A 26,994-nucleotide genomic window follows, 5' to 3' on the forward strand; every position below is an offset into this window, starting at 1 on the left:
TTACCCCGACATTGCCTTTCTTTCCCTCCTGGCCTATTGCGACCGTCGCAACTCCTCCCTGATCTCTTCAAGCTGCCGCTTATGCTCTGCCATTCGTTCCGCTAATTCTTCCCTTGCTATAACCGCCCTCTCCGTGGAGCTGGTCCAGGTCCTATTAAACCGCCCCACACCATTTCCGGAAAGGCCCATACTGTAAATACGGTCCTCCTCTGGCAAGAATGGCCTTAACCTATCTGATCGCTTAGGCTTCCGCAGCTCCCTCATGGCTTTGGCTTCATGCTGCCGTATAGCTTCCAGAGTAACGCCCTGCTCTCTCCCGATCTCTGCCATGGTCATATTATCCTGGTACCGCTTCCGGATTATCTCCTGCTGACGATCCGGTAAACTATCCACACATTCCCATAGCACCGCCTTAAGCTGCTCATGCTGCAGCCGATCAAACGTATTCCCTTCCATATCCTCCCCGGAAGGAACACTATCACCCAGGGAGAAAACTTCCTCTTCATATCCCTTTACAGGAGCGTCCAGGCTTCCCAGGTTCGCCATACAGGCGTTTCTATGGATATCCCTGACCTGATCTATACTTAAGCCCATTTGGGCAACTGTCTCCTCCTCTGATGGCTCCCGGCCATGCTCTTTCATAAAGGAATCATAGAACCGCTTATACTGCCTTAAACGTGCCTGGCTCTGGAAGGAAAGGCGTAGGCAAGAAGAGTTCCGTTCTATGTACCTGACAATGCGCTGTTTGATCCAATATTCTGCATAGGTAAGGAACTTGCAGCCGGCTTCTGGATCATAGCCGTCTATGGCATCATACAAGGCAAGATACCCCTCTTGCTCCAAGTCCTCTACATCTTCATAGCTCCGGTGCTTCCAGGCTATTGTATGAATAAAGGCTTTCACCTGGTTGTACAGGGTAAGCATATTCTCTGCCGAATCTATCCCGGCTTTAATTCTTATTACAAGTTGCTCGTTGGTCATGTCCTGGTCTCCTCCTTGCTTCCCTCTCGCTTTGATTTCTCTGTTCGCTCTCTGTTCGTTAAAACCTCCGGGCTTCAAGCTCCTGATCCGGTGTGATTTCTCCGGGGTTCGTCCGGAGTTCAACCCATAACCACTTTTTCTGTTATTGTGTAGAAAGTTAGGTTTTGTTAGGTTCTTACTCCCAATGTGTTTGTTCTGGGAATCCTCGTAATGCTATATTCCGGTGCGCACTTTTTTTTACTTTTGTATGTACACCGCCTCTTCACGCGCGCGTAACGATGTCCGAATATTCCGCGCGTATAACGATGTCAACTTATTCTTTTTGGGGCCTCCGGAATCTCCGAATACCTTAGCAATTCTTAGCATCAAAAGTTAGCATTTGTTAGCATTCAGACCTTAACAAATCTTAACAAAATGCCCCAGGCAATCACAGAGGAAAGTCCGGGGCATTTCTTTCATACAAAGGGCATCACTCCTTCATGACCTCTAATGTTATCAGTAACCGCATGGTATCTGCCTGATCAATGTCCCGGTTAAACTCCTGGGATATGTGCTTCATGAGCTCGTCCATGGCTGATACGTTGTGATCAATTCTGTCAATTCCGAATATCTCCATCACTCCCTGGATATTTCCTTTAATAAATACTCTCCGCAGCAGGTTCATGGTATGGTAGTCCTGTCGGAACGGCTCCACCAACTCGGTAAGCTCTTCTAAGGTCATGGAGTCCCCGATTGTCTTAAGAAGCTGCAGGGCATTGCTTAACTTGATATCGAAAGCCTGATCCCTGGTTCCTACCGTCTTGCCCTTTAACTGCTCAATCTTTGCGTCCTCTGTGATCTTCTTTGCCTTTGAAATAAGCTCATCCTGGATCGCCTTGCAGGCCTGTTTCTCCTGGGCAATCAGATTCCGCTTAAAATCATCGGAATACCGCTCATCCTTCATGATGGAAGCTGTCTTTTCTTTCATTGCTTCACGCAGCGCATTAAACTCTCTTATAATCTTTCTGATTTCTTCTACAAACTTAACCATATTATTTTCCTCTCCTTCTCTAAGCAGTCAATTCCAGGTTATCCCCCAGGCGATCCGTTACGAACTGGATCATGCCGTCTATAGACATTGGAACCACTCCTTGATTAAAAGTATAAATGTTCATGCTCTGATCCACATTGTCCCGGAGCTGTCCCAGGAGCCGTCTGTTATACTCCCGGTTATCTGCTGGGATCAGGAGAGCACAATCCTTCAAGGCTATGTTTTCACTCTTAGTCAGAACCGTCTTAATGAGAGCCAGGGCACTATAATCCCCTGTGTATGTATCAATGATGTTCTGTACGTCCTCTTTTCCGGTGACGGCTCCCATTTCCAACATCTTCACCACATTGGTAAGCCCGGCCTGGTATCCTGCATCAAAGAGTTGCCCGGTGCTGCCCTTCTTCCACTTCTCTGCCAGTCCTTCAAGGCCCTGATCTATGGCAGCTATGGACTTATCATGGTAAAGCTGAACCGTAGGGGCGAATCCATCAAGAAGCTGCTTTATGGCCTGATTCCTGCCAATCTCCGTATAAGCTGCACTTTTACGGATTTCTTCCACCTGGGCTTGCACCGTCTCATACCGGTTCTTAAATTCTTTAAAAAGATTGATTAATTCTGTTTTCTTACTCATTGCGTATCCTTCCTTTCCTACTGGATCATAATATTAATTGCCTTAGGGCCTTTCCCTGTCTGCTCCACATCATAGCTGACACTCTGGCCAGCTTCTAAAGTCTTATATCCATCAGCCAGAATATTTGAATAATGCACGAACACATTCTTTCCATCTGGTCCGGCTATAAAGCCGTAACCTTTCTTCTGGTCAAACCATTCTACTTTTCCGGTAAACATTCCATCCACTCCTTCCTCTCTTGATTTCACAAACAAAAAAGACGCAGGAACAAGAAAATCCAAAACTGGATCATCCTATTCCCACGCCTTAATATGGCTTCCAGGTTATGACCTGGGGTACTCTTCAATATTTTGTTTGCTTTATAAGTTCCTTGGCAGGCGTACACCTCTCCTGCGTCTCTCGGGTTTTCCCTGTCAAGCCATCGGCGTGTGGACTGTACGAATTCCTCCACCTCAAAGAACCTATGATTATTATACCAGAAGGGGAGGGGGTATACAAGAGATTTCTTAGGTTTCATAAGGGATTATAAGGATTTTTAATATCATTTTTATATTTAAAAGATCCGATACAGTTCTTCTTATCTGCTATAATATCATTAATTATTTTCATATAATCTTCATAAAACACTTCCACCTGCTTAGAATTAAAAACTGCTTTTGAAATCATTAATACAATCCCGACAATACTTCCAATCACAAAGCCAAATTGCAGCAAAAATATAAAGAGACTCACTCCTATCTCCATAACCAAACTGCTCAAGCCCAAGTTGTCTATCTTAACACCATTTTGAGGAATATCATTAAGAGCTGGCATCACCCACACTGACAACAGTGTAATCATTAATGGTATTAGTAGATTATGTGTTAAAATACTGGACGCACTATCAATTCGCTTTCTAAAGTTTAAATATTTAATAAATTCACCTAATTCGCTTAATGGTCCATTTTGGTACAAAGATTTTACATAACATTCCCATGCAGAATAGGTTTTAAACTTCTTATCTATAGGAATTTTCATTAATTCCTTCTTCTTAAGCTCCTGCCCGCATAGGAAATTGTATATTGCAAATTCTCTACTGTAATTATATCCTAACATTCTCTCCCAATAGGAGCCATAACCAACCTTTAACTCTTTCTTTCGTGAAAACATTTCTCCTCCTCGTCGTTTTTCTATAATCATATACCATATTTTTCCAGAAGAAAAGCACCCAGTTTCCCAGGTGCTCCCTCTTACTCTTTCACTTCAATATATGCCTTTTTAAACTGCCCTTCCTTGTTCCTGGCAACCTTCATACTCTTAACCTCCGGCCGGAGCCTGTCCAATATCCGCTTAAGCTCCTCCGGCCGCTCATAGGATACTTTAATCTTTATCATGGCATTACCCTCACCAAATAGCCGAATGCCGCCGCCAGAAGGCAATTAATGACCATGGAGCAAAGGGTAAGCCTGTATAAGAAAATATTCATGTGTTCCTCTCTTCCTGTTGCGATATCGCAACCCGGCTCTTGGTAGTACACCCGGTTAATCATGTTCCTCCTGATCCCGGAGAAGAAGCTCTGCAACGTCCCGATCACAATTATGCTTGTCCATAAGATCATAGAGTTTAAGTTCCTGGGTCACATCTTCGTCCTGGCCTGCCATTGCCTTAAGTTGCTCCCTTAGCTCCTGCAACTCCTCCATAGCCTTATCATAGCTTTCAATCATGCGACTGTACTGCTCAACCGGAACTAAAATCATTTTTTGCATAGCCTTTCCTCCTCTTATGCTGCTTTCATTTTCTGGTGCCATTTCCGCCGTATCCGTAAAATCCGGTTAAGGGTATCAATCATCTTGCGGACCTCGGCAATATCTACCTGATTCAAAAATATTTTACGCTGCCGATCATTAAGTTCCATATATCCCTGGACAAGCTCTAAAAACAACTCATAATCCCGGCGTTCCTCATTAAAGACGATCCAGTCTCTTTTCTGATAATAGAAAAAGATAACGGTACTTGGATTACGGATATCCTCCGCAACCTGATCTCTGCTGCAGGAAGCAATCCCTAATTCTGCATTAACAATTTTAAAATTCATTTTACAAAATCCTCCTTTGATTTCTCGCCGGAACCATGCTATTATGTAAGTGCTTATGTGTAGCGGTTTCGGCTGCTATGGCCCTGTGGGAAGGTGGTGCTTCCTATGGGGCTATTTTTAATAGTTTCCTCCAATTAGTCCGGTATTGGTCTTGATTCCTTCCAGAGCATAAATCTTAAGCATTTCTATTGCCTGTTCTTCTGTGTAACCTTCCTGGGTTGCTATCAAAAGTAAGTCCGACTGAAAGCGAAGCCAATTCCGGAAAGCGTCTGCAGGATCAGGACGGTTATATCCGTAAGCCATGGTTTTCACCTTCCTTCATAGCTGCCTGTAGGACATATTCCAAACACCTTATTGTTTCTTCTGTTCTCTCATGGGGATATATTTGGTTCATAATTGGTAGGTTAGAAGGTATTTGCACCAACAAAGCAAGCCTATACTTCTTTTCTTCACAATAAGCCTTAGTATATTCTGTCAATTCCTCCTCTGTGGCATTTGGATTTCCATACATGAAGCCTACTAGATACTCTTTCTTAGCCTTATTCCCTTCGTTCTGCACAACGTAACAATGTTTATTCATTCCTGTATTTCTCCTTCCTCTTCTTTGCAATAGACCCTATTCGCTGACATTTCGACATTGATTTTGACCTAATTTTTATAAATGTCATCCTGATTTTCCTTATAAAATAAGGCTTTTCCAGTCTTCGCTGACATTCTGACATGATTTTTCGTTGTAGAGCACTATATATAAAACAATCGCATATAGAGTGTAAATATATATTAGTATTAAATTTATGTCAGAAATGTCAGAAATGTCAGAAACATACCTCTAACCCCTATAGAATCTAGCTTTTCTTTGCTGACATACTGCTGACTTTCGCTGACCTCGCTGACATTTTCATTTAAAAGGCAAGTCAATTTGATCATTTTCTCTTATTTCTACAAATCCAGTGGGCTGTTCCTCATCAATTAAGCATATCTTTATGTATTTGGCCCTGGGTCCTCCAAATATAGTGCTATAATGCTGATACTTTCCCGCTGAATTTCTCCTTAAATACCCCAGTCTATCCCATTCCTTCTTGATAGAATCAAAGCTATACCCATTCTCATTTAAAACCCGGATAAGTTCATTCTGATTAAATAGACAGCTATCCACTTCCAGTTTTCCGTATATCTTGGGAGATTCTTGACTGAAACAGTTTTTGTTGGCAGCTATCCACCCTATAATAAACTCATAAGCCCTTTCTGGCTCTGAAATTTCCTTATTGCTCTTTAATATCCCGGATATATCAGATATTTTAAGTGGCTGCTCTCCATCAAAAATACAACGGCCTGCGATCCTATCTGCCAGAATCAGAAAGGCAAGGTTCTGAATCTGCTTACCTGTGCTGTCATAATTCCCTAACTCTTTACAAATTTCCATATATTCAGCTTTTAAGGCATTCACATCCGCTTGCTGCACATATTCTACAAACACTCGTCCGGCATGACCATAATTTGATCTGACCGATTCCAGAGTGAATTGAAAATCTTCAAACAGCGGTCCAGTGATTTCAATTTCCAAAGCCCTGTTTATTGCTCCGGCTCCGGAATGTGCATTTACAATCGGCTGCTCTCCAGTAAAAATACTTATGCACTCCCAGGCCTTGCTGTTTTTCTCTTTGCTATCTCTCCCCAGTCTTCCCCTGGTCTTGCCCTCTGCCATGGAATATATAAGCTTATCCATATCTCCTTTGGATAACTGTGTTTCATCAATCAGCACCGGAAGATTCTTTAAAAAGGCAGCTCTATTGGTAAAATAATTCATAGTCGAATCCACGGAAGTATACAACATATCAGGATTCCCCCAAACAGAACCAGAAACCAAAAGCCCTACAGTTTTTCCGGTGCCAGACGGACCCCAAAACAGAACTACAAAACAAAGACCACCTATTTTTTCTATCAATACAGAAGCAAGGCTTGCATCAATCATCAATCGTACACTTAAATTCTTTCTAAAATGTCTACACGCCTTTTTCCATATTTCAAAATCCCCTACCTGAGTAATTGCCTGAACAATCTTTTCCTGTTCATTATCACCATCAAAGATTATTCCTTCTGCGTAAGGAAAGAACCTATCCTTAACCCACCCTAAATGCGATACAGAATGATGAAGGGGGATTCCTTCCTGGTTTAGCCTTCTCATATCTGCCAAGTAGGAAACCATCTGCTTAGACGTATTGTCAGTTACCGATATGCCTAAATTAGCCATGGAAATAATCTTTGTCTTAGAACAGCAGATAGCCGGTTCAACTTTAATGCTCTTCCATAGGAATCTACCATTCCGTTTTACACTGAATGAAATTATGTATTTCTGCTCTCCTGTATCGATATTCTCAACAATTCCCGTAGGCATGACCTGCTGATGAGTGGCTTCAACTCTCACTAATAAATCCGGATCGTTTTTGCTCGGAAGCATTTTATATACTCCGGTTTCATCACAATACCACTTTCCACAATTCAGCGTCATAGGTGCGTCTATAAATTCTGTCTCGTTTTCCAATGACTCTAATTCTCTGTTGATTTCAGCAACTTCAAAAGCTCTTTCTTTCTTGATAGTAGCTGAATTTTTCGTTGATTCCGTTGTTCCTCACCTCTTTTCTGTCTCTGCCCCCACATTTGATCGCATTCTTTCAAATAGGAAGCTGCCACGGGCTTCAAACTCTCTTCTGTGGCCCTCTGACACTCACCGATAATATCATCATAATAAATCCTTGCCATGGTGCACCCTGCTGCTTCCAGTGCGCTTATGGCCTGTTCCCGGAATCCTGGGAAAGAAATCTCATACCCGTATATCTTCCGGAAGAATCCCTTTGTAAGTTTCATATCAGGGCTTATGCTTTGTAGGAGCCGCTCCCTACTGGCCGGAACCTCCATTACAACCTGTTCTCTACAAAACAGATTATGAAACATACCTTCACGCTCCGCCTGATCCATGTAGGACAGCATTTCCGCTGCTTCTTCATCTGTCATGTTTCTGCGCTGTGACAGATTCATTAAGAAACACCTTCCTGATCTTCAAGACCCACTCTTTCAAAAAAGTACTTCCGGGGAATTCTCCCAGCTCTGATTATGTAGCCTTTCGCCTTTAACTCTTCATTTAAGCCTTTTATTACTGCGTAACCATGTCTTTCTGAACAATCCATAATACTTGCTACCTCTGCAGCATTCATCATTAATTTACTCACTCTTTCCGCTCCTTTCATTTAAAATCTATTGCATGTAACTGATCTACTACCTGTTATTACCCGGTACTTTCTGCCTGATACGAGACTGAAAGTTACCACATGGCCAGAACAGCCACCATTTCACCCTGAGCGGTGAGAACCAGGACGAATGTCCCCGGTTGATATGAGAGGATATTTACTTCGCATATACCCTTTTAGATTTTGCATTCATACCGTCCAAAACGGACGATATGAAGGGGTGCTCCTTTTTGCAGTACCCTTTTAGTTGCGATGTTACAACTTCTTACGGCTGACCAGAACGGTCAATCAAGCCAGGGACGAATGTCCTTGGTTGACGAGATGAGAAATTCTTTCTGGGTGATTTCCACCCATTCCATGCCCGCCCGGCATATTAATTGTGTTTATTCAACAATTTCTTCCTGTTCTAATTTTAAAGCCCCACATATACGAACCAATGTGTCTTTAGCGCAAGATTTACCACACCTTATACCACTTATTGTAGCCCTTGAAAGCCCTGTAAGCTCTGCAAGCTGATTCGCATTCATATCTCTATCCATCATAGCAATCACCAGTTTCTTACGATCTATTCTCATTTTACATACCTCCCTTCATATCAGCTTGACAAAAACATTTGCTTTTGTTATTCTGATATTATCAAAAACATTTGCTTTTGTCAATTAGTTTTTAGAAACATTTGCTTTTGTTTTTATCTAATATATGCTACACTAACACTGAGGTGATAAAATGGAGAAATCTCTAATTGGTGATAACATAAGAAAATTTAGGAAAGAAAAGAATTTAACTCAAAAACAACTTGGTGATTTATTGGACATGTCAGAAGTAATGATTGGGCAATACGAAAGAGGTGATAGAAATCCTAAAATTGATACTCTTCGCCGCATTGCGAAAGCATTAAATGTTGAGTTATACGATTTAGCAGATTGGAGCCAATATTCAACGGAAGATTTTATAGAAGATTTTACTCTTTCAATTGATGAGCAAAATGAAATGTTAATATTGTCGAAAGAAGAAGCGCAAAAGAGACTAGATGAAGAACTTTTAGACTATGTTCATTTATTAAATGAGATTAACCAAGAGAAGGTTGTAAAATATGCTTATGACCTTACTAAAATACCTGAATATTTAAAAAAGAAGAAATAAGTTTTTATACTAAAAAAGAAAGCCCCAGGAGCTGCAACTCCCAGGGCCTAAAAATAATCACGATACCCATAAGGAACCGGATTACCATTACACCATTATTATACCCGGTTTCCTTTATTTCGTGAACCCTAAACACATGTTCACTTAAAGAAAGGAATGATATTAATGCCAGTGCATTATGAAGAAAAAACAAAAACATGGTATGTAAAATGCTATTATATTGACTACACCGGAACCAAACGTCAACGAAAAAAACGAGGTTTTAAGCTTCAACGAGAAGCAAAGGAATGGGAACGTAATTTCCTTGAAACACAGCAAGCTGATCTTACAATGACCTTTGATAATTTCGTCAGAATATACAACGAGGATATGAAGCACCGATTACGGGAACACACCTACGTTCAAAAACAATATGTCATTGACAAGAAGCTGCTCCCCTTCTTTGGCAAGCTGCCTGTCTCCCAGATCACCCCGGCCAACGTCCGAAAATGGCAAAATGAGCTTATGGCCTACCGGGGCGATAATGGCAAGGCATATTCTGAAACCTATCTAAGAACAATCAATAACCAACTTACCGCAATCATGAATTATGCGGTTCGGTATTACAACTTAAAAGAAAATCCCTGCAGAAAGGCCGGAAGCATAGGCAAAGGCCATGCAGAAGAAATGCAGTTTTGGACAACGGAAGAATTCAAAAAGTTCTTGGAAAAAATCACAGTCAAACCGCAGGCCAGAGCCGGATTCCTCACCCTTTACTATACCGGACTACGAATCGGTGAACTTCTGGCCCTGGAATATGGAGACATAGACTTTGAGGATTGCAAACTCTACGTCAATAAGTCATATCAGCGTATCGGTGACAGGGACATTATAACGCCACCCAAAACCCCCAGGAGCGTCCGAATGATATCTATACCGGAATTCCTTCGTGATGAATTAAAAGACTATTCAAACAAGCTATACAAGCTCCATAAACATGACCGGATATTTCCCTATACCAAACATTTCTTTGAGCATGAAATGCGCCAGGGAACCAAAGACGGGGAAGTGAAGCGCATCCGCCTGCACGATCTCAGACATAGCCATGCAAGCCTATTGATAGAGTTGGGATTCTCCCCTCTGGCCATAGCTGACCGCCTGGGCCATGAGAAGGTAGAAACCACGCTAAACACTTATTCCCATCTGTTCCCACACAAGCGTGATGAGGTGGCGGAAAAGCTCCAGGATTGTTTCTAGTTCCATTTTAGTTCCATTTCAAAAAGAAAAGAGCCAGATTTCCTTGATCTTACAAGGTTTTCTGGCTCTAAATACTTTATTCAAACTCAATCGTAGCCGGCGGTTTCCCCGTGCAGTCATACAGCACCCGGTTCACGCCCTTCACTTCATTCACGATTCTTCTTGTCACCGTCCCCAAAACTTCCCAAGGTAACTCCGCAGACTCAGCCGTCATAAAGTCAGAAGTAAGCACAGCACGGAGTGCAACGGCATAATCATAGGTTCTCTCATCGCCCATGCAGCCGACAGACCGCATATTGGTAAGTGCCGCAAAGTACTGTCCAAGTTCTTTGTCTACTCCGGCTTTTGCAATCTCTTCTCTATAAATGGCATCCGCTTCCTGCACGATCCTTACCTTTTCGGGAGTAACCGCACCGACGATACGAACACCAAGTCCCGGACCCGGGAATGGCTGACGGTATACCAGATACTCTGGAATATTAAGTTCCAGACCTGCTTTTCTTACTTCGTCCTTAAAAAGAAGTCTCAAAGGTTCGATGATTTCCTTAAAATCCACGTGCTCCGGAAGGCCGCCTACATTATGGTGGGATTTAATGACCGCTGACTTTCCAAGCCCGGACTCTATAACATCAGGATAGATGGTTCCCTGTACAAAGTAATCCACAGTACCAATCTTCTTTGCTTCCTCTTCAAATACGCGGATAAATTCTTCCCCAATGATCTTACGTTTTTTCTCCGGATCTTCCACACCTTCCAGCTTTTTATAAAATCGTTCCTGGGCGTTGACACGGATAAAGTTCAGGTCATAATGGCCTTCCGGTCCAAATACGGCTTCTACTTCATCGCCTTCGTTCTTACGGAGAAGGCCGTGATCCACAAATACACAGGTGAGCTGTTTTCCAACAGCCTTTGCCAGCATAACAGCAGCAACCGAAGAATCCACTCCGCCGGATAATGCACAAAGGACCTTGCCGTCTCCAACTTTCTCCTTGATTGCCTGAATAGAAGTTTCTACAAAGGAATCCATCTTCCAGTCGCCGGAACATTTACACACATTGTAAACGAAATTGGAAAGCATCCTGGTTCCTTCCTGAGTGTGCATAACCTCCGGATGGAACTGAACTGCATAAAGGCCGCGTTCTTCGGATTCCATACCCGCAACCGGGCAAACCGGAGTGTGTGCAGTAATACGGAAACCTTCCGGTGCCTTTTCTATATAATCCGTATGACTCATCCAGCAGATGGTCTTTGGACTTACATTTTCTAAAATCCTGCTGTTGGCTTCTACGTCCACTTCTGTCTTACCATACTCACTGACAGGAGCTGTAGATACTTTACCGCCAAGCATATGTGCCATTAACTGAGAACCATAACAGATTCCCAGGATCGGGATGCCCATTTCAAAGATCTCTTTCTCACAGCGAGGGGAATCTTCCTTATATGCACTGTTTGGACCACCGGTAAAGATGATTCCTTTTGGATTCATTTCCTTAATCTTGTCCAGAGACAGTGTATGAGGATGGACCTCACAGTAAACGTTGCATTCTCTGACCCTTCTGGCAATCAGCTGGTTATATTGTCCGCCAAAATCCAGAACGATAATCATTTCTCTTTTCACGGGTATTCCTCCTAATTTCATCTTTAACAAATTGCGCTTTGGGTTACATTATATTCTACTTCCATTGGCTTGACAAGCATTTTCTTTTTTTACTTTTCACGGTTATTTCACATTTTTATCATAGTTTCATCACATCAAAAAGCTAAGATATGAATTGTAAAGAAGAAATGCCATTTTTTTCTTAATACTTTTTCCTATCATGCTGGCAGAACCTCCCCTCTGCCAGCCTCTTTTTCATAATATATTCCCAAAAGTTTATCAAAAACGTATTACTTTTATTCCGTTATGACGATTTCGTCTCTAACAGAAAATTCCGCTTCTCAATACTCTTCCATTTTTGAAAACAGTATTTTTTTGAAATGCGGAATTTTCAGTACCTTTATAATTTATTCTAAATATTTTTTCACGTATTGTCCGGTATAGGAAGCTGGACACTGTGCCACCTCTTCCGGTGTGCCCTGGGCGATTACGGTACCACCCTTGTCTCCGCCTTCAGGACCGATATCAATAATATAATCAGCGGTTTTTATTACTTCCAGGTTATGTTCGATAACTACCACCGTATTACCTCCATCAGACAACTTCCGCAGAATCTCAATCAGCTTATGTACATCTGCGAAATGGAGTCCTGTCGTCGGTTCGTCCAGAATATAGATGGTCTTACCGGTTCCGCGTTTGCTTAATTCCGTAGCCAGTTTAATCCTCTGGGCTTCGCCTCCGGAAAGTTCCGTGGAAGGCTGTCCGAGTTTTACATAGGAAAGTCCTACCTCATTAAGCGTGGAGATCTTTCTTGAAATGGAAGGTACATTCTCAAAGAATTTCACAGCCTCTTCCACGGTCATGTTTAAAACATCATAGATGCTTTTGCCTTTATACTTTACATCCAATGTCTCACGGTTATAGCGTTTTCCGCCGCAGACCTCGCAGGGAACATAGACATCCGGAAGAAAATGCATCTCGATCTTAATAATCCCGTCACCACTGCACGCTTCACACCTTCCGCCTTTTACGTTAAAGCTGAAACGCCCCTTAGAATATCCTTTTGCTTTTGAATCTGAGGTAGACGCAAATAAATCACGGATCAGATCAAATACACCGGTATAGGTCGCTGGATTGGACCTTGGGGTCCGGCCGATTGGAGACTGGTCAATGGCAATGATCTTATCCAGCTGTTCGACGCCCTCCAGCGCCTTATGCTTTCCGGGAACAGTTCTTGCACGGTTCAGTTTCTTAGCCAGAGCCTTGTAAAGTATCTCATTGACCAGAGAGCTTTTACCAGAACCGGATACTCCGGTCACGCAGGTCATGACGCCAAGAGGAAAAGCTACATCTATATTCTTTAAATTATTCTCAGAAGCTCCCGTAACCTTTAAAAATCCAGTAGGCTTTCTTCGCTCTTTGGGCACCGGAATCTTGATTCGTCCGCTCAAATAGGCGCCTGTTACGGAATTCTTATTCTTCATGATCTGCTTTGCATTACCGACTGCCACTACCCTTCCGCCGTGTTCTCCGGCTCCGGGACCGATATCCACGATGTAGTCAGCCGCCATCATGGTATCTTCGTCATGTTCTACCACAAGCACACTGTTGCCAAGGTCACGCAGATGCAGGAGGGTATTTAACAGCTTATCATTATCTCTTTGGTGGAGGCCGATACTTGGCTCGTCCAGAATATAGGCAACGCCTACAAGACCGGAGCCGATCTGGGTAGCCAGACGGATTCTCTGGGCCTCTCCTCCTGAAAGCGTTCCTGTAGCACGGCTCAAAGTCAGATAATCAAGCCCTACATCAATCAGGAATGAAATTCTGGCCCGGATCTCTTTTAATATCTGGTCCCCAATGGCATGCTGCATGGGTGAAAGCTTCAGCTCATCGATAAATTCCCGTGACCGGACAATGGACATGTTGGTGGCTTCGTAAATGTTCTTATCCCCGACAGTCACTGCCAGAGACTCTTTTTTCAGTCTCATGCCGCCGCAGGAAGGACATGGCGTGATCCGCATAAAGGTTTCATACTCTGCTTTGGAGGATTCGGAATAAGTCTCCCGGTATCTTCTGGCAACATTCTGGATCAGACCTTCAAATGCCACATCGTAAATGCCCTCACCCCGCTGTCCCTTATAATAAACCTTAACTTCCTTTCCTTTGGTTCCATGGATAAGAATATCATGAACCTCCTTAGGATAGTCCTCAAAAGGAGTGTCCAGTCGGAAATTATATTCCCTGGACAGAGCTTCTAAGACTGCCCTGGTATAGCTTCCTTTATCGGTACAGGACTGCCAGCCCAATACCACAATAGCCCCTTCGTCAATGCTCAGACTCTTATCCGGAATCATTAAATCTTCATCAAATTCCATCTTATAACCAAGTCCGAAACAATCCGGGCAGGCTCCAAAAGGATTGTTGAAAGAAAAGCTTCTTGGCTCCACTTCATCAATACTGATGCCGCAGTCCGGACAGGAAAAGCTCTGACTGAAATTAATCGGCTTTCCGTCGATCACGTCTACGGTCATCAATCCGTCCGCCAGTTCCATGACAGTCTCAATAGAGTCTGTCAAACGCTTTTCTATCCCTTCCCGAATGGCAAGACGGTCCACAACCACTTCAATGTTGTGCTTGATATTCTTATCCAGTTTGATTTCCTCGGAAAGTTCGTAAAGATTTCCGTCAATACGTACTCTTACATAACCGCTTTTTCTGGAACTCTCCAATACCTTGGCATGCTCACCTTTTCTTCCTCTTACCACAGGGGCAAGAAGCTGGATCTTCGTCCTTTCCGGCAGTTCCATGATCTGATCCACCATCTGATCCACCGTCTGCTTGCGGATCTCCCTGCCGCACTTGGGACAATGGGGAATTCCTATCCTGGCATAGAGAAGCCTCATATAATCATAAATCTCTGTAACCGTACCTACTGTGGAACGGGGGTTACGGTTGGTTGACTTCTGGTCAATGGAAATAGCAGGGGAAAGCCCTTCAATGCTCTCCACATCCGGCTTTTCCATCTGTCCTAAGAACTGCCGGGCATAAGAAGACAGAGACTCCATATAACGCCTCTGCCCTTCCGCATAAATCGTATCAAAAGCAAGGGAAGATTTTCCCGATCCGCTTAAGCCGGTTAAAACAACCAGCTCATTCCTTGGAATATCCACGGAAACGTTCTTTAAGTTGTGCTCGTTGGCACCTCTTATCTTAATATACTGTTTTGCCATAATGTACTCCTGTAATAAACTGATATCCTGATATCACTGCTTTGGAACCGGGACCTGTCCGGCCCGTTTCCTCATAATGCAACAACTGATTTTCCCAATTATAACACATTTTATTTTTGATTGCAAACATTTGTTCGGTACTAATCATTCCAATCCTGCTGCCCTCTAAGGATCACAGCATTGAAACAGACACGCCTTGCTCATTATATACCCAAAACCAGACAAAAGAAATTATGAAATCGCATCCATTCATAATTCACAGGTTATAAATTCCGGTATTTCATGTGTATAACCAAAGGAAAAGTTCTCTTTTCTCAATAGCCATAGCAGAAGAATGTCAGCAGACGGTTCAATGGTTATTCCTATAATATTCTAACCGCCATTCTCTTATTATCAGAGCATATGGTTCAACATCACCATTCCTTATGAATCCCCCTCATTTTCTTCCTCATCAAGCTCCTGCATCAGCTCCGGGAAGCTTTCTCTTTCAAACTCCTGAATGGAAATGGACTTCTTATTTGGATTGGCAAACACAAAGGTCTTATCCACGTTCTCCACGTAATTTTGAATCTTGTCGTTGGTGGCGCTGATAATGGCCTGGAAGCCAAGTCCCCGGATCAGCTCGATACAGCTTGCTACCTTTTCCCCATCCATTTTGGAAAATGCCTCATCAAGCACTACAAGACGAATGGTAGGGTTTCTCTGTATCTTCGGAGATAAACTAATACGGTATGCCTGGGCAAAACTCGCCAGAAGAGCCACATAAAGAGGATTCTGCCCCTCTCCGCCGGAATTTTTCTTAAGCATTTTACTTAACCGGATTTTAATGACTTCATCCTCATTCTGAATCAGCTGCTGCATGTCAAAAGACAAATACGTGCGGTAATCAGCATACCGGTCCATATTTCTTTTGGCTTCCTCCATCTGCTCCGGAGTTGCATTTTCCGGCGGAATGAAGATATTGATCAGATCATTTATGATTTCCCCGTACTGGTTTTCATGTTCCATAGTGAAAATATTCATCTGGTCATCTACAGAATCTGTAAGCTGGGATGGATTTACTTCCAGAGAATCATCCATGAACATATCGTAATATCTTCCGTCAGGACCTTTATTTTTTCCAATAACGAACTGGTATTTATCCTTACCGAAATCCAGACGACTGATGATCCGGTTCAGTTCATCCCTTCGCTGTAAGGCATCTCTTATGGCACTCCGGATTTTAAACATGAAGTCATCTTTAAAATGAAGCACCGCCGACTTGGCCTGCTCTGCGGCAATCTTTTTATATTTCTCCAGATCACCGCATTCCATGATCTCCAACAGGCGGTCATACTCCTGATTGTCCTTTGCAGTGAGAGAACAGTTCCGGTTCGGATACTTTCTGGCATATTCCCCTCTTGCTGACAGGAGTTCACGGAAGGCTTCGTCGCGCGCTTCCTCCGTTTTCTTCACAATTGCAAAAAAACGGTCCTTCATCCGGTCGTATCTTGGCGGTTCCTCTGTCTCAAAGTACGGTCTGGCCTCAGCCTCCAGTTCTTCATCCCGCTCCAGAGACTTCATTTTTATGACAAGCTCCTCCTGCAGCTGTAGGAGCTCCTTTTGAAAGCCCTCGATTCTTCCATTGCACTCAAACATCAGACGTTCCACAGCTCTTTGCCCGGCCCTTTTTTGATCGCATAGAAGCAGGATGGCTTCCCGCTCTTTTTCCCATTCACTGACATTCTGGGCTTTTAATTTTTCAAGCTTTTGCTCCAGCTTCTTTTTTTCTTTTTCCTTTTCCTTTAATGCAGCCATATCCTGCTGCCACTCCAGATAAACACCAGTATCCTCTGACAGGCCCTCCATGGAAAGTATCCGCTCACATTCCTTCAAAATAGCTTCCTGAGGTTTTTTCTCCTCCGCCATGGATACCAGATTCTTTTCTAAGAGGCGGATTCTCCTGCGGACACTGTCCTTTCCGATGTAGGCAAACTTTGTATAATTGTCCGGATTCATGTGCTGGAGCCGGAACGTATGATAAAGCATGCAATCCGGAGTCACACCGACGCGGCATTGGCGCAGTTCATTAAGGTCCTGGCATTTTACTACCCGGCCTAAGAGAAGATCAATGTATGGCTGAAGATAGGCTTCACTGGCAATCACTTCTTCCGATAAGGAACCAGCCGTCACTTCACTGGTATTTTCAGATACCTTTTCCGTATCCAGAATTGCCACATTATAATATTCGTTCTGGTCCAGTTCCCCGTAAATGGCCAGTGCCGCTTTCGCATAAGCCGGGGGGACTACTAAAGACAGCTTATTGTTGCCCAGATAGCCCTCCACTGCATTTCTCCAGGTCTCATCCCTGATGTCTAAAAGATCTGCCAGCACATGGACTTCCACAGCCTTTCCGGTGTCCTCCAGAAGACGCTGCTGAATGATGGACTTTGCCCGTTCCAGATACTTGGGATAAGCCTTGTTTCCTGCTTTCAGCTGGGCAAGCTCCTCACCGGTCTGACGCTCCTTTTTCCGGATATCGCGAAGCACTCCCTCTGCCTCTTTTTTCGTCTCTTCCGTTTCCTTTTGCATCTCTGCAATGGAACGCTTTAAACGAACAAGAGTTTCTTCATCCACCCGGTTTTTCTGAAACGCCTCAATGTCCCAGATGGTCTGGTTGGAGGTTGTTTCTTCATCCACCCATTTCAAAAGCCGTTCTGATGTCTGGGACCATTTGACGGCACTTTTATTCAAATGACCAAGCAGCTCTTCGGCGGAGCTTAACTGATTTTTCAAGTCCTCATATCCGGTGGAGGATATCCGCCTTAAAAGCTCTTCCCCCTGAACGGTCAGATCCTGAATCTGGCCTTCCAGACTTACCTTCTGTTCTTCCTGACGAAGGAGATCTTCTCTGGCAAGCCGTGTCTTATCCGTCAGCGCCTGTATTCTTGTCTGGTAATCCAGAATCTCTGCCTTGTGAAAGAAATACATATGTTTCTGAATTTCCGACTCCAGCTCCTGAACCGCCTCAAATTTTCGGGATAAATCCTTTAAAATGCCGATTTCAATGGAAGTATCCTCGATCTTCTTGCGCATACGCCCGTACTGCATGACACTTTCCTGCATATCTTCGATATGAATGTCCTGCTCCATGCAGATGTATTCCTTTACAAAGTCCTCCAGCTTGATGTTCATGCGGAAGGGAATGGCACGTTTGAACAGAAGAGGAAATTTCTCTGAATCCAGTCCTCCAAGATACACATCGTAGAGCTGCCTGCGGAACCGTTCATTATGGGAGGTCGCAAAGTAATCTTCTTTGGAATAAAACGTCTGTAAATACGAAATGACCTCTTCTATGGTCATGGTTCTTGAACCGGTCCGGTAGCCATTATCCCAGAGGGGGCCTTTATGCCAGAAGAACTTTCTGGATATCTCATTGGTGGCTGTCTCCACATCAAAGACAACGCCCACACACTGGCACTCCTGCGTATCTGTCCGCTTTAATTCCAGTACGATGGTGGTGGAAAAATTCTGGTTCCTTAAATAAGCAAATTCGTTATTCTCCCCAATATTGACCATACCCCGCAGATATTCAATGAGATTCCGGTCCGAATCATCGGCTGCCGCTTTGTTAAAGAATCCCCTTCCATCCGTATTGGCATAAAGAAGAATCTGCATGGCATCAATGACCGTGGACTTTCCGCTTCCGGAGTGTCCGGTAAAAAAGTTAATTTCTTTATGGAAGGATAAGGTTTTCCGGTTGATATAGTGCCAGTTGTTAAGGAGTATTCTGGAAAGGGCTTCAAATTTCTGGTTCGTCATCGCTGTCATCTCCTTCTTCAAATGATTCTAACAAGCCGCGGACATCCTCGCCAAACAGCACCACATTGATGCAGGGATAAATGATCATTCGGCTGTCCCCTTCTAAATCCTCTAACAGATCGAGAGGTTCCAGGATCTGGTATTTCTTCAGCAACGCTATGGTCCGGCGGATTTCCGTTGGAGCAGGCTGTTTTTTAAACAGCCGGTAACTGCCCAGCTTCTCATGAATGTCACTTAATGTAGTATACACATTGATGCTGGTGGACACCTCTGCCATCTGTTCATCATAGATCAGTTTTAACACCAGTAAATAAAGAGTGGCCAGTTTGGGCAGCTTCTCTCCCATAGTGGTCTCTCCCTGGATATAGATCAGTCCCAGCTGGCTGTTTTCCAGAACTCTCACTCCGATTACCGCAAAATAAGCACGGATAAATTCCAGATGCTTGTTGCATATCTTAAACTCCGGGTTATAGCTAAAACGCCCGGAACGCTTGTCATATTTATGCTCCAGTACAAAGGTCTGGCGCAGCAGAAGCTTTAAGCCTTCCGTCACTTCCCCTTTTTCCTCCTGATTTAAGGTATCAAAATATGGGATCTGGCCGATGCTGCCAGCAGTTTCTTCATAGGTCATGATTCTTTCCTCCTTACAAATACCAGCCTGGGATAGCGGTATCTGCCGTTGTCGATAAATTCCGGCTCTCCGTCTTCCACCTGATACAGGCTTTTCTGCCTGGTGGAATAATCATAGGCCAAAATCAGCTTTTCAAAGTCTTCCGGAGTATTTACCGTATCTTCTGTAACTTCCATTCGTCCGTTTTCCATATGGGATCCAATATAGTTTTCAATCTCTTTCCTGCTGTAACGGTTTTTTAAACGGTTTAGATTCAGGATCTCCTCTGTGGTCAGTTCTCTGGATTCTTCCTCAGGCATCAGATGGTCTTTAAACACGGTCCTCGGTTTTCTCTTTTTATAAAGAGCATTTTCAGATAAAATGGATACCTGGGACAGATTGATGCAGCTGCCTACCTCCCTTATGGCCTGTTCCTGATCCTCAGCATCAGAAAGATGGTTCAACAGCCGGATCACAAGGCCCTTCATGTTATCTTCCTGATTCAAAAGATAATTAAGCCTTGTCACCGTTGCCCGGATATACCTGGAATGTTCTTTGTCCATGTTGGCGATCCGGTGCTCAATGTCATCAAATCCACGCTCAATCTGATCCAGCTTTTCCCCTATATCCGCAGCCGTGACCTTATTCCCGCTTCGGCGGCTCATCTGCTCCACCCACTGGGAATCTTCCCGCATACTGCCAATCCACCGCTTAATATCATTTTTATAGAGATAGAAGTTATCAGAAGTCTTTAAGATGTGATATTTCTTTTTTACGATTTCCTCCACATAGCCTTCCAGATGCTCTTTTAAAAGCTCTCCATATGCCTTTTGTTCCAGCAGGCTGGCAAAGAATTTATCCATGTTATGAAGCATGTCCTGTAAGGTCTTATTGAGCTTTTTGGTGTTGATATAAGCGGTATTTAACAGACTGACGCTGGCTCTTGGATCGTTTTGCAGAGAAAACAGAATGGCATATATATTCTGAATATAAATCTGGGTCTCATCCTCTTCATCGCTTGTAAGCTTAAAAAATGCCTCGATCATAACAGCCGCATAATCAGGGATTACGATATGGACGGTCATGGAGGCATAGTCATCTACTTTTCGAAGCCAGCCGGCTCTTAAAAGCCAGTTCAGTACTCTGGAAGCAGGCGGCTCTGACTCATCGGCCTCTTCCTCCAGTTCGTCCTGCCAGATCACAAAACGCTTCTGGACAAAATAATCCTCCAGCACCTGGAGACAGACCTCCCGGCTTAAAAAGTAATTGCTGTACTCATACTCTTCGTTGATTCTCAACAGAGCTTCTATGTAAGTGGACCGGTTTACAGATCGGAACAATCCCCAGAACCGGTCCGGTATCTCATTCATCAGTATCATTTCTCTTTCGCTTCCTCTCCTGTCTTTTCCTGCATATGGTTCCTGCCGGCCTGACGGACTTAGCCGCCAGAAACAGACAAAAAGAAACGGCTATCACCTGTTCATGACAGCCGCTGTAATTATTATGGCTTCTTATATCCATTATAACAAAATTCCCCATTTCTTACAATAAAATTATCAAAACAGAACCTTATTGCAGCAAAAGGAAATCCCACGAAATGCAAAGAACCGCTGCAAGAATAATCACTTACAGCGGCCCTGAAAATACGCTTTATTTTTTTACACTTCCAATATCCAAATCAGAATCCTTTTCTTCAGCCTTTAAATCTGCTTTTTCTTCCGTCTTGTCTTCTGACCAGTCCTGAAGATCATTGAACTTTTTTGATGAACCGTCTTTTCCCTCAGAATCCTTATCTCCCTCTGCCGGCTCAGGAATTCCTTTTACTTCACGGAATATTTTCATAAATTCCTTACCGGTAATGGTTTCTCTTTCAATTAAGAATTCTGCGATCTTGTCCATCACATCACGGTTATCCATAAGCAGGCTCTTAGCTTCTTCATAAGCCTCCTTCAGCATTCTCATAACTTCCTCATCTACCTGGGAGGAGGTGGCTTCCGCACAGTTCATGACCGTCCGTCCGCTTAAGTACTGGTCTTCCTTTGATGCCAGACCTATAAGACCGAATTTTTCAGACATGCCGTACTGGGTAATCATGGCCCTGGCTACCTTTGTGGCCTGTTCAATATCATTGGCCGCACCTGTGGTAATCGAATCGAATACGATTTCCTCCGCTGCACGGCCTGCAAGATAGCCGACCAGCATGGCATGAAGCTCTTTCTTGGAATTTAAGAATTTCTCTTCTTCAGGCACCTGCATCACATATCCCAAAGCTCCCATGGTTCTTGGAACAATGGTGATCTTCTGGACCGGTTCCGCATCCTTTTGAAGGGCACTGACTAACGCATGACCTACCTCGTGATAAGAAACGATCCGGCGTTCTTCTTTGTTCAGTACCCGGTCCTTTTTCTCTTTTCCTACCAAAACCACTTCCACAGCTTCAAAGAGATCCTTTTGGGATACGGCATGACGGCCGCTCTTTACTGCTAAAATGGCTGCTTCGTTGATCATATTGGCAAGATCGGAACCAACAGCTCCAGAAGTAGCAAGGGCAATGGCATCCAAATCAACAGATTCATCAAGCAGCACATCTCTTGCATGGACCTTTAAAATATCCACACGTCCTTTTAAATCAGGCTTATCCACAATGATCCGGCGGTCAAAACGTCCCGGACGCAAAAGTGCAGGATCCAAGATCTCCGGACGGTTGGTTGCTGCAAGTATCAAAAGCCCTTTGGAAGAGTCAAACCCATCCATTTCAGAAAGAAGCTGGTTCAGCGTCTGTTCTCTTTCATCATTGCCGCCTCCGAATCTGGAATCACGGCTTTTTCCGATGGCATCGATCTCATCGATAAATATGATACAGGGTGCTGATTCCTGGGCCTGCTTAAATAAATCGCGGACACGGGATGCACCGACACCAACGAACATCTCTACAAAATCAGAACCGGACAGAGAATAAAAGGGAACATGAGCTTCTCCTGCAACTGCTTTGGCAAGAAGAGTCTTTCCTGTTCCCGGAGGGCCTACGAGCAGGGCACCTTTGGGAAGCTTTGCACCGATCTTTGTATATTTTCCAGGATTGTGAAGGAAGTCTACGATTTCCGTCAGGGATTCCTTGGCTTCGTCCTCTCCTGCCACATCTTTAAAGGTGATTCCGGTTTCCTTCTGCACATAGACCTTGGCATTGCTCTTTCCAACGCCCATCAGTCCGCCTCCGCCTACCCGGCGCATCATGAAATTCAGTAAAAATCCCATGGCAGCAAACAAAAGCAGGTAACTGATAATGGTCTGTATGAAGAAATTACTGTCCCTGCGGGTTCTGACAGTCTCCACACCTGCATCACGAAGACGCTCTGCAAGGTTTAAATCATTATCCATACGCACCGTATAATAAGAAACACCTGGTTTATATCCCTCCCAGGTCTTCTTCGGATTGATGGTAATCTTTGTATCGTCTACATGAACCGATTCTACCTGTTTGTCATCGACCATATTCATAAAGGTGTCATAGCTCAGTTCTTTATTGGTCCTTGTTGTAATTGCATTGTGCAGATAAGAGATCCCTGCCACCGCAATCAGAAACGTAACGACCCATACGACGATCACCTGAGCGTTTTTCGGCATCTTATTCTGATTCTTGTTATCCATCTGTGTAAAGTCTCCAATCCGGATAGTTTCTACCCATTCTATATCTCTATCATTATAGTGTCAGTCTCCCCATAAATCAAGAAAAGAATTATAAAATCCTTATAAACAGCCGGACTGGTTTAAATTCTCATAAATGTATTTACCGTTCCTCCCGGAAATAAGCCTGACCGAGACTTTCTGGCGGCTGGTGCTCTCTTTTTTTCCTTAAACTGGAAATAATCAGAACAATGATGGTCACAACATAAGGAAGAGCCTTGAAAATTTCCTGGGTCCCACGGCTTAGACCAGGGATATATAAATAAAGAATATAAAGGCCTCCAAACAGCAGGGAACCCCAGATTGCACCAACCGGTTTCCATAGTGCAAATATTACCAGAGCAATGGCCAACCAGCCTCTGTCACCAAACCCATTGTTGGTCCAGGTTCCGCCAGAGTATTCCATAACGAAATAAAGTCCTCCAAGCCCGCTTAAACCGCCGCCGATGCAGGTAGCCAGGTATTTATAGGCTGTAACACGAATTCCTGCTGCATCTGCCGTTGCAGGGCTTTCACCCACGGCTCTCAGATTCAGACCTTTTCTGGTTTTGTTTAAAAAAAAGCTGAGTGCAATTGCAAGTATGATTCCAAGATAAGTTAAAAACCCGTAGGAAAACAGCGCCTCTCCAATAAAACCCAGACTGGAAAGTCCCGGAACCGGTGTTTTAAATGCGCCTCCGGTCACAGCAACGGAAATCTGTCCAACTCCTCCTGCAAGCTTTGATAAGGAACCTCCGAAGAAATTACCAAATCCCACTCCAAAGGTGGTCAGCGCCAGTCCGGTCACGTTCTGATTGGCCTTTAAGGTTATCGTAAGTATGCTGTAGATCAGCCCTCCAAAGGCAGCACAGAGAAAGGCACAGAAAAAGGAAATAAAAATACCAATGATCCCGCTTGGTTCTGCTGCTGAATTTTCATATAAAAATGCACCGATCAGTCCGGCAATGCCGCCCATATACATCATGCCCGGAATACCCAGATTTAAATTCCCGGATTTTTCCGTCAGAATCTCTCCAAGTGCGCCATACAGGATGCCGATTCCCTGACCAATGACTTTTTGAATAAATATTACCAAAAATTCCATGATCTTTTCTTCCTCCTTATTCTGCCGAGGAACGTCTGCCGCCCCGGAATCTCACTTGATAGTCAATAAAAAATTCACAGCCCAGAATAAAGAACAGAATAATACCCGTAATAACATCGGAAGCATTTTCATTCAAATTAAACTGGGAAGCAATCTGACCGGCACCTTTTTGCATGAATACAAGGAAAAAGGAAACCAAAATCATGGCAAAGGTGTTGAACTTACTGAGCCAGGAAACAATAATCGCAGTAAAACCGCGTCCGCCTGCCGTACTAGTAGAGATGGTATGACTGGCGCCGCTTACAATGATAAAGCCTGCAATCCCGCATAAAGCACCTGAAAGTGCCACCGTACGCATAATGACTTTTTTCACATTGATTCCGGCATAGCGGGCTGTATTGCCGCTCTCTCCCACAACGGAAATCTCATATCCCTGCTTGCTGTGTTTTAAGTAGAAGAACATGGCGATGGCAAGTCCCAGAACGATGACCAGATTCCAGCCATACTCTAAGCCGAACAGTTTGGGAAGCCAGCCTCCCCTGGTTGCAGAATTGATGGTTCCAACCGAGTTGGAGCCCTTGGGATTCTCCCAGAAAATGATTCCAAAGGTGATCACCTGCATGGCTACATAATTCATCATCAGGGTAAACAATGTCTCGTTCGTATCCCAGTATGCTTTGAAAAATGCAGGAATGAACGCCCAGACCATGGCTGCCACCGCGCTTCCCAAAAACATCAGAGGAAACAATACCACCGGCGGAAGGGTATTTCCCAAATAGATCATCATTGCTGCAGAGGTAACACCTCCGATCAGCACCTGTCCTTCTGCACCGATATTCCAGAATCTCATTTTAAAGGCTGGTGTGATTCCCACTGCAATGCAAAGGAGGACCAGAGTATCCCGGATGGTCATCCAGATTCTCCGTTTGGTACCTATGGCACCTTCGACGATTCCTTTGTAAACTTCCAGAGGATTAAGTCCTGTCAGTGCTACAATCACCACTGCACATACAGCCAGGGACAGAAAAACCGCAAGCAGGCGGATCGCCCATGCCTTCCACGGTTCAATGGATTCCCGCTTTGCCATTTGAAAAAGCGGCTCTTTTGCCTTCATCATTCCTGATTTCCTCCTGTTTTCATCATCAGCGCTCCGATTTCTTCTTTTGTTGCAGTTCTTCCATCTACGATCCCGCTGACCGTTCCGCCGCACATGACCATAATACGGTCACACAGCGCCATCAGCACATCAAGATCCTCTCCGACACAAATGACCGCAGTTCCTTTCTTCTTCTGTTCATTCAGCAGATGATAGATGGTGTGGGAGGAATGGATATCCAATCCCCGGACCGGATAGGCCACCAAAAGTACCGATGGTGCCAAAGCGATTTCCCGCCCCACCAAAACCTTCTGTACATTTCCTCCTGAAAGCTTTCTTACAGGGGTTGCAGTGCCGGGAGCTGCGATTCCGAGCTCGTGAATCAGCTTTTCTGCCAGGGCTTTGGGGGATCTGCGGTCTGCAAAGATGGAACGCCCCTTTTTATAGCTTCTCAGCATGACATTGTCCGTTAGATCCATGGTTCCTACAAGCCCCATGCCCAAACGGTCCTCCGGTACAAAAGAAAGCCGTACCCCTGCCTTTGCAATATCTGCGGCATTCATTTCGGTCAGTTCTTTTTCTCCACCCTCCGGCGGATAATACAGTGCAGAGCCGGAGGAAGAAGGAATCAGTCCTGCAATGGCCTCCAAAAGCTCTCTCTGTCCGCTTCCTGCCACACCGGCGATTCCCAGGATCTCGCCGCTGTTTGCTGTAAAAGCGGCATTGTCAAGAGTTTTTACTCCGTCCTTATTCACATAGCTGAGTCCGTTTACGACCAGACGTTTTTTGGGGGAAACAGGATTAGGACGTTCGATGTTCAAGTCGACCTTTTTTCCGACCATCATCTCCGTCAGGGATTCTTCCGTTGCCTCTTTTGTCTCAATGGTACCAATAAACTTTCCTTTCCGCAGGACAGAAACACGGTCAGATAAGGTAAGCACTTCATGCAGCTTATGGGTGATTATAATAATGGAATGACCGGCTTTTCTCATATTGCGAAGAACTGCAAACAGGCGTTCCGCTTCCTGAGGCGTGAGAACAGCCGTCGGTTCATCTAAGATCAGAATGTCCACGCCGCGGTATAAAAGCTTTACGATTTCAACCGTTTGTTTCTGGGAGACAGACATGGTATAAATTTTCTGTTCCGGATCCAGATCAAATCCGTATTTTTCCGTAAGGCTGTTTATCTTTTCTATCACTGCCCTGCGGTCAAGAAGTGCCTTGCCGGGCAGACCGAGAATGATGTTCTCCGCTGCGGTAAATACATCTACAAGCTTAAAATGCTGGTGGATCATGCCGATTCCAAGATCAAAGGAATCCTTGGGGGACCGTATGGAAACTTCTTTCCCGTTCACGGCAATCTGCCCTTCATCAGGATAATAGATTCCTGAAATCATATTCATGAGTGTGGTTTTTCCGCTTCCGTTTTCACCCAGAATGGAAAGAATCTCCCCTCTTTTTACAGAGAGGCTGACTTTATCGTTGGCGATTACCTTGCCAAACTGTTTGGTGATGTTTTTCAGTTCAATGGCATAATTTTCATTCACAG

Annotated in this window: 26 protein-coding genes; 2 read left to right on the forward strand and 24 right to left on the reverse strand. The window is 44.1% G+C overall.

The features are described from left to right. Positions 1 to 33 precede the first annotated feature (33 nt). From ACLTWA_RS06175 to ACLTWA_RS06240, 14 genes are all read right to left on the reverse strand, one after another. Positions 34 to 981: a sigma-70 family RNA polymerase sigma factor gene (locus ACLTWA_RS06175; protein ID WP_412326710.1), complete on the reverse strand. Its 948-nt coding sequence runs from the start codon at positions 979 to 981 to the stop codon at positions 34 to 36. 469 nt (positions 982 to 1,450) lie between these two features. Continuing rightward, on the reverse strand, positions 1,451 to 2,011 hold the full coding sequence (locus tag ACLTWA_RS06180) for a hypothetical protein (protein WP_412326711.1): 561 nt from the start codon (positions 2,009 to 2,011) through the stop codon (positions 1,451 to 1,453). Positions 2,012 to 2,030: 19 nt separating this feature from the next. Continuing rightward, positions 2,031 to 2,642, reverse strand: coding sequence for a hypothetical protein (locus ACLTWA_RS06185; RefSeq protein ID WP_412326712.1), 612 nt, complete (start codon positions 2,640 to 2,642; stop codon positions 2,031 to 2,033). A gap of 17 nt (positions 2,643 to 2,659) precedes the next feature. Continuing rightward, entirely contained in the window at positions 2,660 to 2,923 is a 264-nt protein-coding gene (locus ACLTWA_RS06190) for a cold-shock protein (protein ID WP_412326713.1), read from the reverse strand. Positions 2,924 to 3,155: 232 nt separating this feature from the next. After that, positions 3,156 to 3,821 carry a hypothetical protein gene (locus ACLTWA_RS06195; protein ID WP_412326714.1) on the reverse strand — a complete coding sequence of 222 codons (666 nt, stop codon included), beginning with the start codon at positions 3,819 to 3,821 and terminating at the stop codon, positions 3,156 to 3,158. 50 nt (positions 3,822 to 3,871) lie between these two features. Further along, on the reverse strand, positions 3,872 to 4,015 hold the full coding sequence (locus ACLTWA_RS06200; RefSeq protein WP_412326715.1) for a hypothetical protein: 144 nt from the start codon (positions 4,013 to 4,015) through the stop codon (positions 3,872 to 3,874). A 147-nt stretch (positions 4,016 to 4,162) separates the two neighbouring features. Beyond that, positions 4,163 to 4,387: a hypothetical protein gene (locus ACLTWA_RS06205; protein WP_412326716.1), complete on the reverse strand. Its 225-nt coding sequence runs from the start codon at positions 4,385 to 4,387 to the stop codon at positions 4,163 to 4,165. A gap of 14 nt (positions 4,388 to 4,401) precedes the next feature. Further along, positions 4,402 to 4,716, reverse strand: a complete 315-nt coding sequence (locus ACLTWA_RS06210) for a hypothetical protein (RefSeq protein WP_412326717.1) — start codon at positions 4,714 to 4,716, stop codon at positions 4,402 to 4,404. A gap of 117 nt (positions 4,717 to 4,833) precedes the next feature. Beyond that, the gene (locus tag ACLTWA_RS06215) at positions 4,834 to 5,019 is read right to left on the reverse strand and encodes a hypothetical protein (protein ID WP_412326718.1); all 186 of its coding nucleotides are present in this window, start codon (positions 5,017 to 5,019) and stop codon (positions 4,834 to 4,836) included. Then, positions 5,003 to 5,296, reverse strand: coding sequence for a hypothetical protein (locus ACLTWA_RS06220; protein ID WP_412326719.1), 294 nt, complete (start codon positions 5,294 to 5,296; stop codon positions 5,003 to 5,005). Before ACLTWA_RS06220 ends, ACLTWA_RS06215 begins: the two co-directional genes overlap by 17 nt. 318 nt (positions 5,297 to 5,614) lie before the next feature. Continuing rightward, a complete protein-coding gene (locus tag ACLTWA_RS06225; protein ID WP_412327192.1) occupies positions 5,615 to 7,225 on the reverse strand; it encodes a DUF927 domain-containing protein in 1,611 nt (536 codons plus the stop codon). Between the two features lie 38 nt (positions 7,226 to 7,263). Then, on the reverse strand, positions 7,264 to 7,752 hold the full coding sequence (locus tag ACLTWA_RS06230; protein WP_412326720.1) for a hypothetical protein: 489 nt from the start codon (positions 7,750 to 7,752) through the stop codon (positions 7,264 to 7,266). Then, entirely contained in the window at positions 7,752 to 7,943 is a 192-nt protein-coding gene (locus tag ACLTWA_RS06235; RefSeq protein ID WP_412326721.1) for a LysR family transcriptional regulator, read from the reverse strand. Before ACLTWA_RS06235 ends, ACLTWA_RS06230 begins: the two co-directional genes overlap by 1 nt. Positions 7,944 to 8,344: 401 nt before the next feature. Next, positions 8,345 to 8,536 carry a helix-turn-helix domain-containing protein gene (locus tag ACLTWA_RS06240; RefSeq protein WP_412326723.1) on the reverse strand — a complete coding sequence of 64 codons (192 nt, stop codon included), beginning with the start codon at positions 8,534 to 8,536 and terminating at the stop codon, positions 8,345 to 8,347. 151 nt (positions 8,537 to 8,687) lie between these two features. On the opposite strand from ACLTWA_RS06240, the gene ACLTWA_RS06245 reads away from it, so the two are divergent. Then, positions 8,688 to 9,104, forward strand: coding sequence for a helix-turn-helix domain-containing protein (locus tag ACLTWA_RS06245; RefSeq protein WP_412326725.1), 417 nt, complete (start codon positions 8,688 to 8,690; stop codon positions 9,102 to 9,104). A gap of 165 nt (positions 9,105 to 9,269) precedes the next feature. Next, positions 9,270 to 10,340: a tyrosine-type recombinase/integrase gene (locus tag ACLTWA_RS06250; protein ID WP_412326726.1), complete on the forward strand. Its 1,071-nt coding sequence runs from the start codon at positions 9,270 to 9,272 to the stop codon at positions 10,338 to 10,340. A 76-nt stretch (positions 10,341 to 10,416) separates the two neighbouring features. On the opposite strand, the gene guaA is transcribed toward ACLTWA_RS06250, so the two are convergent. From guaA to ACLTWA_RS06300, 10 genes are all read right to left on the reverse strand, one after another. Then, complete coding sequence (gene guaA, locus ACLTWA_RS06255; protein ID WP_412326728.1) at positions 10,417 to 11,958, reverse strand: glutamine-hydrolyzing GMP synthase; 1,542 nt, start codon at positions 11,956 to 11,958, stop codon at positions 10,417 to 10,419. Positions 11,959 to 12,344: 386 nt separating this feature from the next. Continuing rightward, entirely contained in the window at positions 12,345 to 15,170 is a 2,826-nt protein-coding gene (gene uvrA / locus ACLTWA_RS06260; protein ID WP_412326729.1) for an excinuclease ABC subunit UvrA, read from the reverse strand. Positions 15,171 to 15,593: 423 nt separating this feature from the next. Next, positions 15,594 to 18,971, reverse strand: a complete 3,378-nt coding sequence (locus ACLTWA_RS06265) for an ATP-binding protein (RefSeq protein ID WP_412326730.1) — start codon at positions 18,969 to 18,971, stop codon at positions 15,594 to 15,596. Beyond that, positions 18,952 to 19,602 carry a DUF4194 domain-containing protein gene (locus tag ACLTWA_RS06270; RefSeq protein WP_412326731.1) on the reverse strand — a complete coding sequence of 217 codons (651 nt, stop codon included), beginning with the start codon at positions 19,600 to 19,602 and terminating at the stop codon, positions 18,952 to 18,954. The genes ACLTWA_RS06265 and ACLTWA_RS06270 overlap by 20 nt, the downstream gene beginning before the upstream one ends. Continuing rightward, entirely contained in the window at positions 19,599 to 20,960 is a 1,362-nt protein-coding gene (locus tag ACLTWA_RS06275) for a Wadjet anti-phage system protein JetA family protein (RefSeq protein WP_412326732.1), read from the reverse strand. Before ACLTWA_RS06275 ends, ACLTWA_RS06270 begins: the two co-directional genes overlap by 4 nt. Next, the gene (locus ACLTWA_RS06280) at positions 20,944 to 21,102 is read right to left on the reverse strand and encodes a hypothetical protein (protein WP_412326733.1); all 159 of its coding nucleotides are present in this window, start codon (positions 21,100 to 21,102) and stop codon (positions 20,944 to 20,946) included. Before ACLTWA_RS06280 ends, ACLTWA_RS06275 begins: the two co-directional genes overlap by 17 nt. 129 nt (positions 21,103 to 21,231) lie before the next feature. Continuing rightward, entirely contained in the window at positions 21,232 to 23,229 is a 1,998-nt protein-coding gene (gene ftsH, locus ACLTWA_RS06285; RefSeq protein WP_412326734.1) for an ATP-dependent zinc metalloprotease FtsH, read from the reverse strand. Between the two features lie 139 nt (positions 23,230 to 23,368). Continuing rightward, entirely contained in the window at positions 23,369 to 24,349 is a 981-nt protein-coding gene (locus tag ACLTWA_RS06290; RefSeq protein ID WP_412326735.1) for an ABC transporter permease, read from the reverse strand. A 16-nt stretch (positions 24,350 to 24,365) separates the two neighbouring features. Further along, the gene (locus ACLTWA_RS06295; RefSeq protein ID WP_412326736.1) at positions 24,366 to 25,466 is read right to left on the reverse strand and encodes an ABC transporter permease; all 1,101 of its coding nucleotides are present in this window, start codon (positions 25,464 to 25,466) and stop codon (positions 24,366 to 24,368) included. Further along, complete coding sequence (locus ACLTWA_RS06300) at positions 25,463 to 26,992, reverse strand: ABC transporter ATP-binding protein (protein ID WP_412326737.1); 1,530 nt, start codon at positions 26,990 to 26,992, stop codon at positions 25,463 to 25,465. Before ACLTWA_RS06300 ends, ACLTWA_RS06295 begins: the two co-directional genes overlap by 4 nt. Positions 26,993 to 26,994: the final 2 nt, after the last annotated feature.

Source organism: Lacrimispora sp., from assembly GCF_046972725.1.
In the GTDB taxonomy this organism is placed as follows: domain Bacteria; phylum Bacillota; class Clostridia; order Lachnospirales; family Lachnospiraceae; genus Lacrimispora.

Coding starts and splice junctions, on each gene's coding strand:
- ACLTWA_RS06175 (WP_412326710.1), bottom strand. CDS start 981: ATGACCAACGAGCAACTTGTAATAAGAATTAAAGCCGGGATAGATTCG.
- ACLTWA_RS06180 (WP_412326711.1), bottom strand. CDS start 2,011: ATGGTTAAGTTTGTAGAAGAAATCAGAAAGATTATAAGAGAGTTTAAT.
- ACLTWA_RS06185 (WP_412326712.1), bottom strand. CDS start 2,642: ATGAGTAAGAAAACAGAATTAATCAATCTTTTTAAAGAATTTAAGAAC.
- ACLTWA_RS06195 (WP_412326714.1), bottom strand. CDS start 3,821: ATGATTATAGAAAAACGACGAGGAGGAGAAATGTTTTCACGAAAGAAA.
- ACLTWA_RS06200 (WP_412326715.1), bottom strand. CDS start 4,015: ATGATAAAGATTAAAGTATCCTATGAGCGGCCGGAGGAGCTTAAGCGG.
- ACLTWA_RS06205 (WP_412326716.1), bottom strand. CDS start 4,387: ATGCAAAAAATGATTTTAGTTCCGGTTGAGCAGTACAGTCGCATGATT.
- ACLTWA_RS06210 (WP_412326717.1), bottom strand. CDS start 4,716: ATGAATTTTAAAATTGTTAATGCAGAATTAGGGATTGCTTCCTGCAGC.
- ACLTWA_RS06215 (WP_412326718.1), bottom strand. CDS start 5,019: ATGGCTTACGGATATAACCGTCCTGATCCTGCAGACGCTTTCCGGAAT.
- ACLTWA_RS06220 (WP_412326719.1), bottom strand. CDS start 5,296: ATGAATAAACATTGTTACGTTGTGCAGAACGAAGGGAATAAGGCTAAG.
- ACLTWA_RS06225 (WP_412327192.1), bottom strand. CDS start 7,225: ATGACGCTGAATTGTGGAAAGTGGTATTGTGATGAAACCGGAGTATAT.
- ACLTWA_RS06230 (WP_412326720.1), bottom strand. CDS start 7,752: ATGAATCTGTCACAGCGCAGAAACATGACAGATGAAGAAGCAGCGGAA.
- ACLTWA_RS06240 (WP_412326723.1), bottom strand. CDS start 8,536: ATGAGAATAGATCGTAAGAAACTGGTGATTGCTATGATGGATAGAGAT.
- ACLTWA_RS06245 (WP_412326725.1), top strand. CDS start 8,688: ATGGAGAAATCTCTAATTGGTGATAACATAAGAAAATTTAGGAAAGAA.
- ACLTWA_RS06250 (WP_412326726.1), top strand. CDS start 9,270: ATGCCAGTGCATTATGAAGAAAAAACAAAAACATGGTATGTAAAATGC.
- uvrA (WP_412326729.1), bottom strand. CDS start 15,170: ATGGCAAAACAGTATATTAAGATAAGAGGTGCCAACGAGCACAACTTA.
- ACLTWA_RS06265 (WP_412326730.1), bottom strand. CDS start 18,971: ATGACGAACCAGAAATTTGAAGCCCTTTCCAGAATACTCCTTAACAAC.
- ACLTWA_RS06270 (WP_412326731.1), bottom strand. CDS start 19,602: ATGACCTATGAAGAAACTGCTGGCAGCATCGGCCAGATCCCATATTTT.
- ACLTWA_RS06275 (WP_412326732.1), bottom strand. CDS start 20,960: ATGATACTGATGAATGAGATACCGGACCGGTTCTGGGGATTGTTCCGA.
- ACLTWA_RS06280 (WP_412326733.1), bottom strand. CDS start 21,102: ATGGATATAAGAAGCCATAATAATTACAGCGGCTGTCATGAACAGGTG.
- ftsH (WP_412326734.1), bottom strand. CDS start 23,229: ATGGATAACAAGAATCAGAATAAGATGCCGAAAAACGCTCAGGTGATC.
- ACLTWA_RS06290 (WP_412326735.1), bottom strand. CDS start 24,349: ATGGAATTTTTGGTAATATTTATTCAAAAAGTCATTGGTCAGGGAATC.
- ACLTWA_RS06295 (WP_412326736.1), bottom strand. CDS start 25,466: ATGATGAAGGCAAAAGAGCCGCTTTTTCAAATGGCAAAGCGGGAATCC.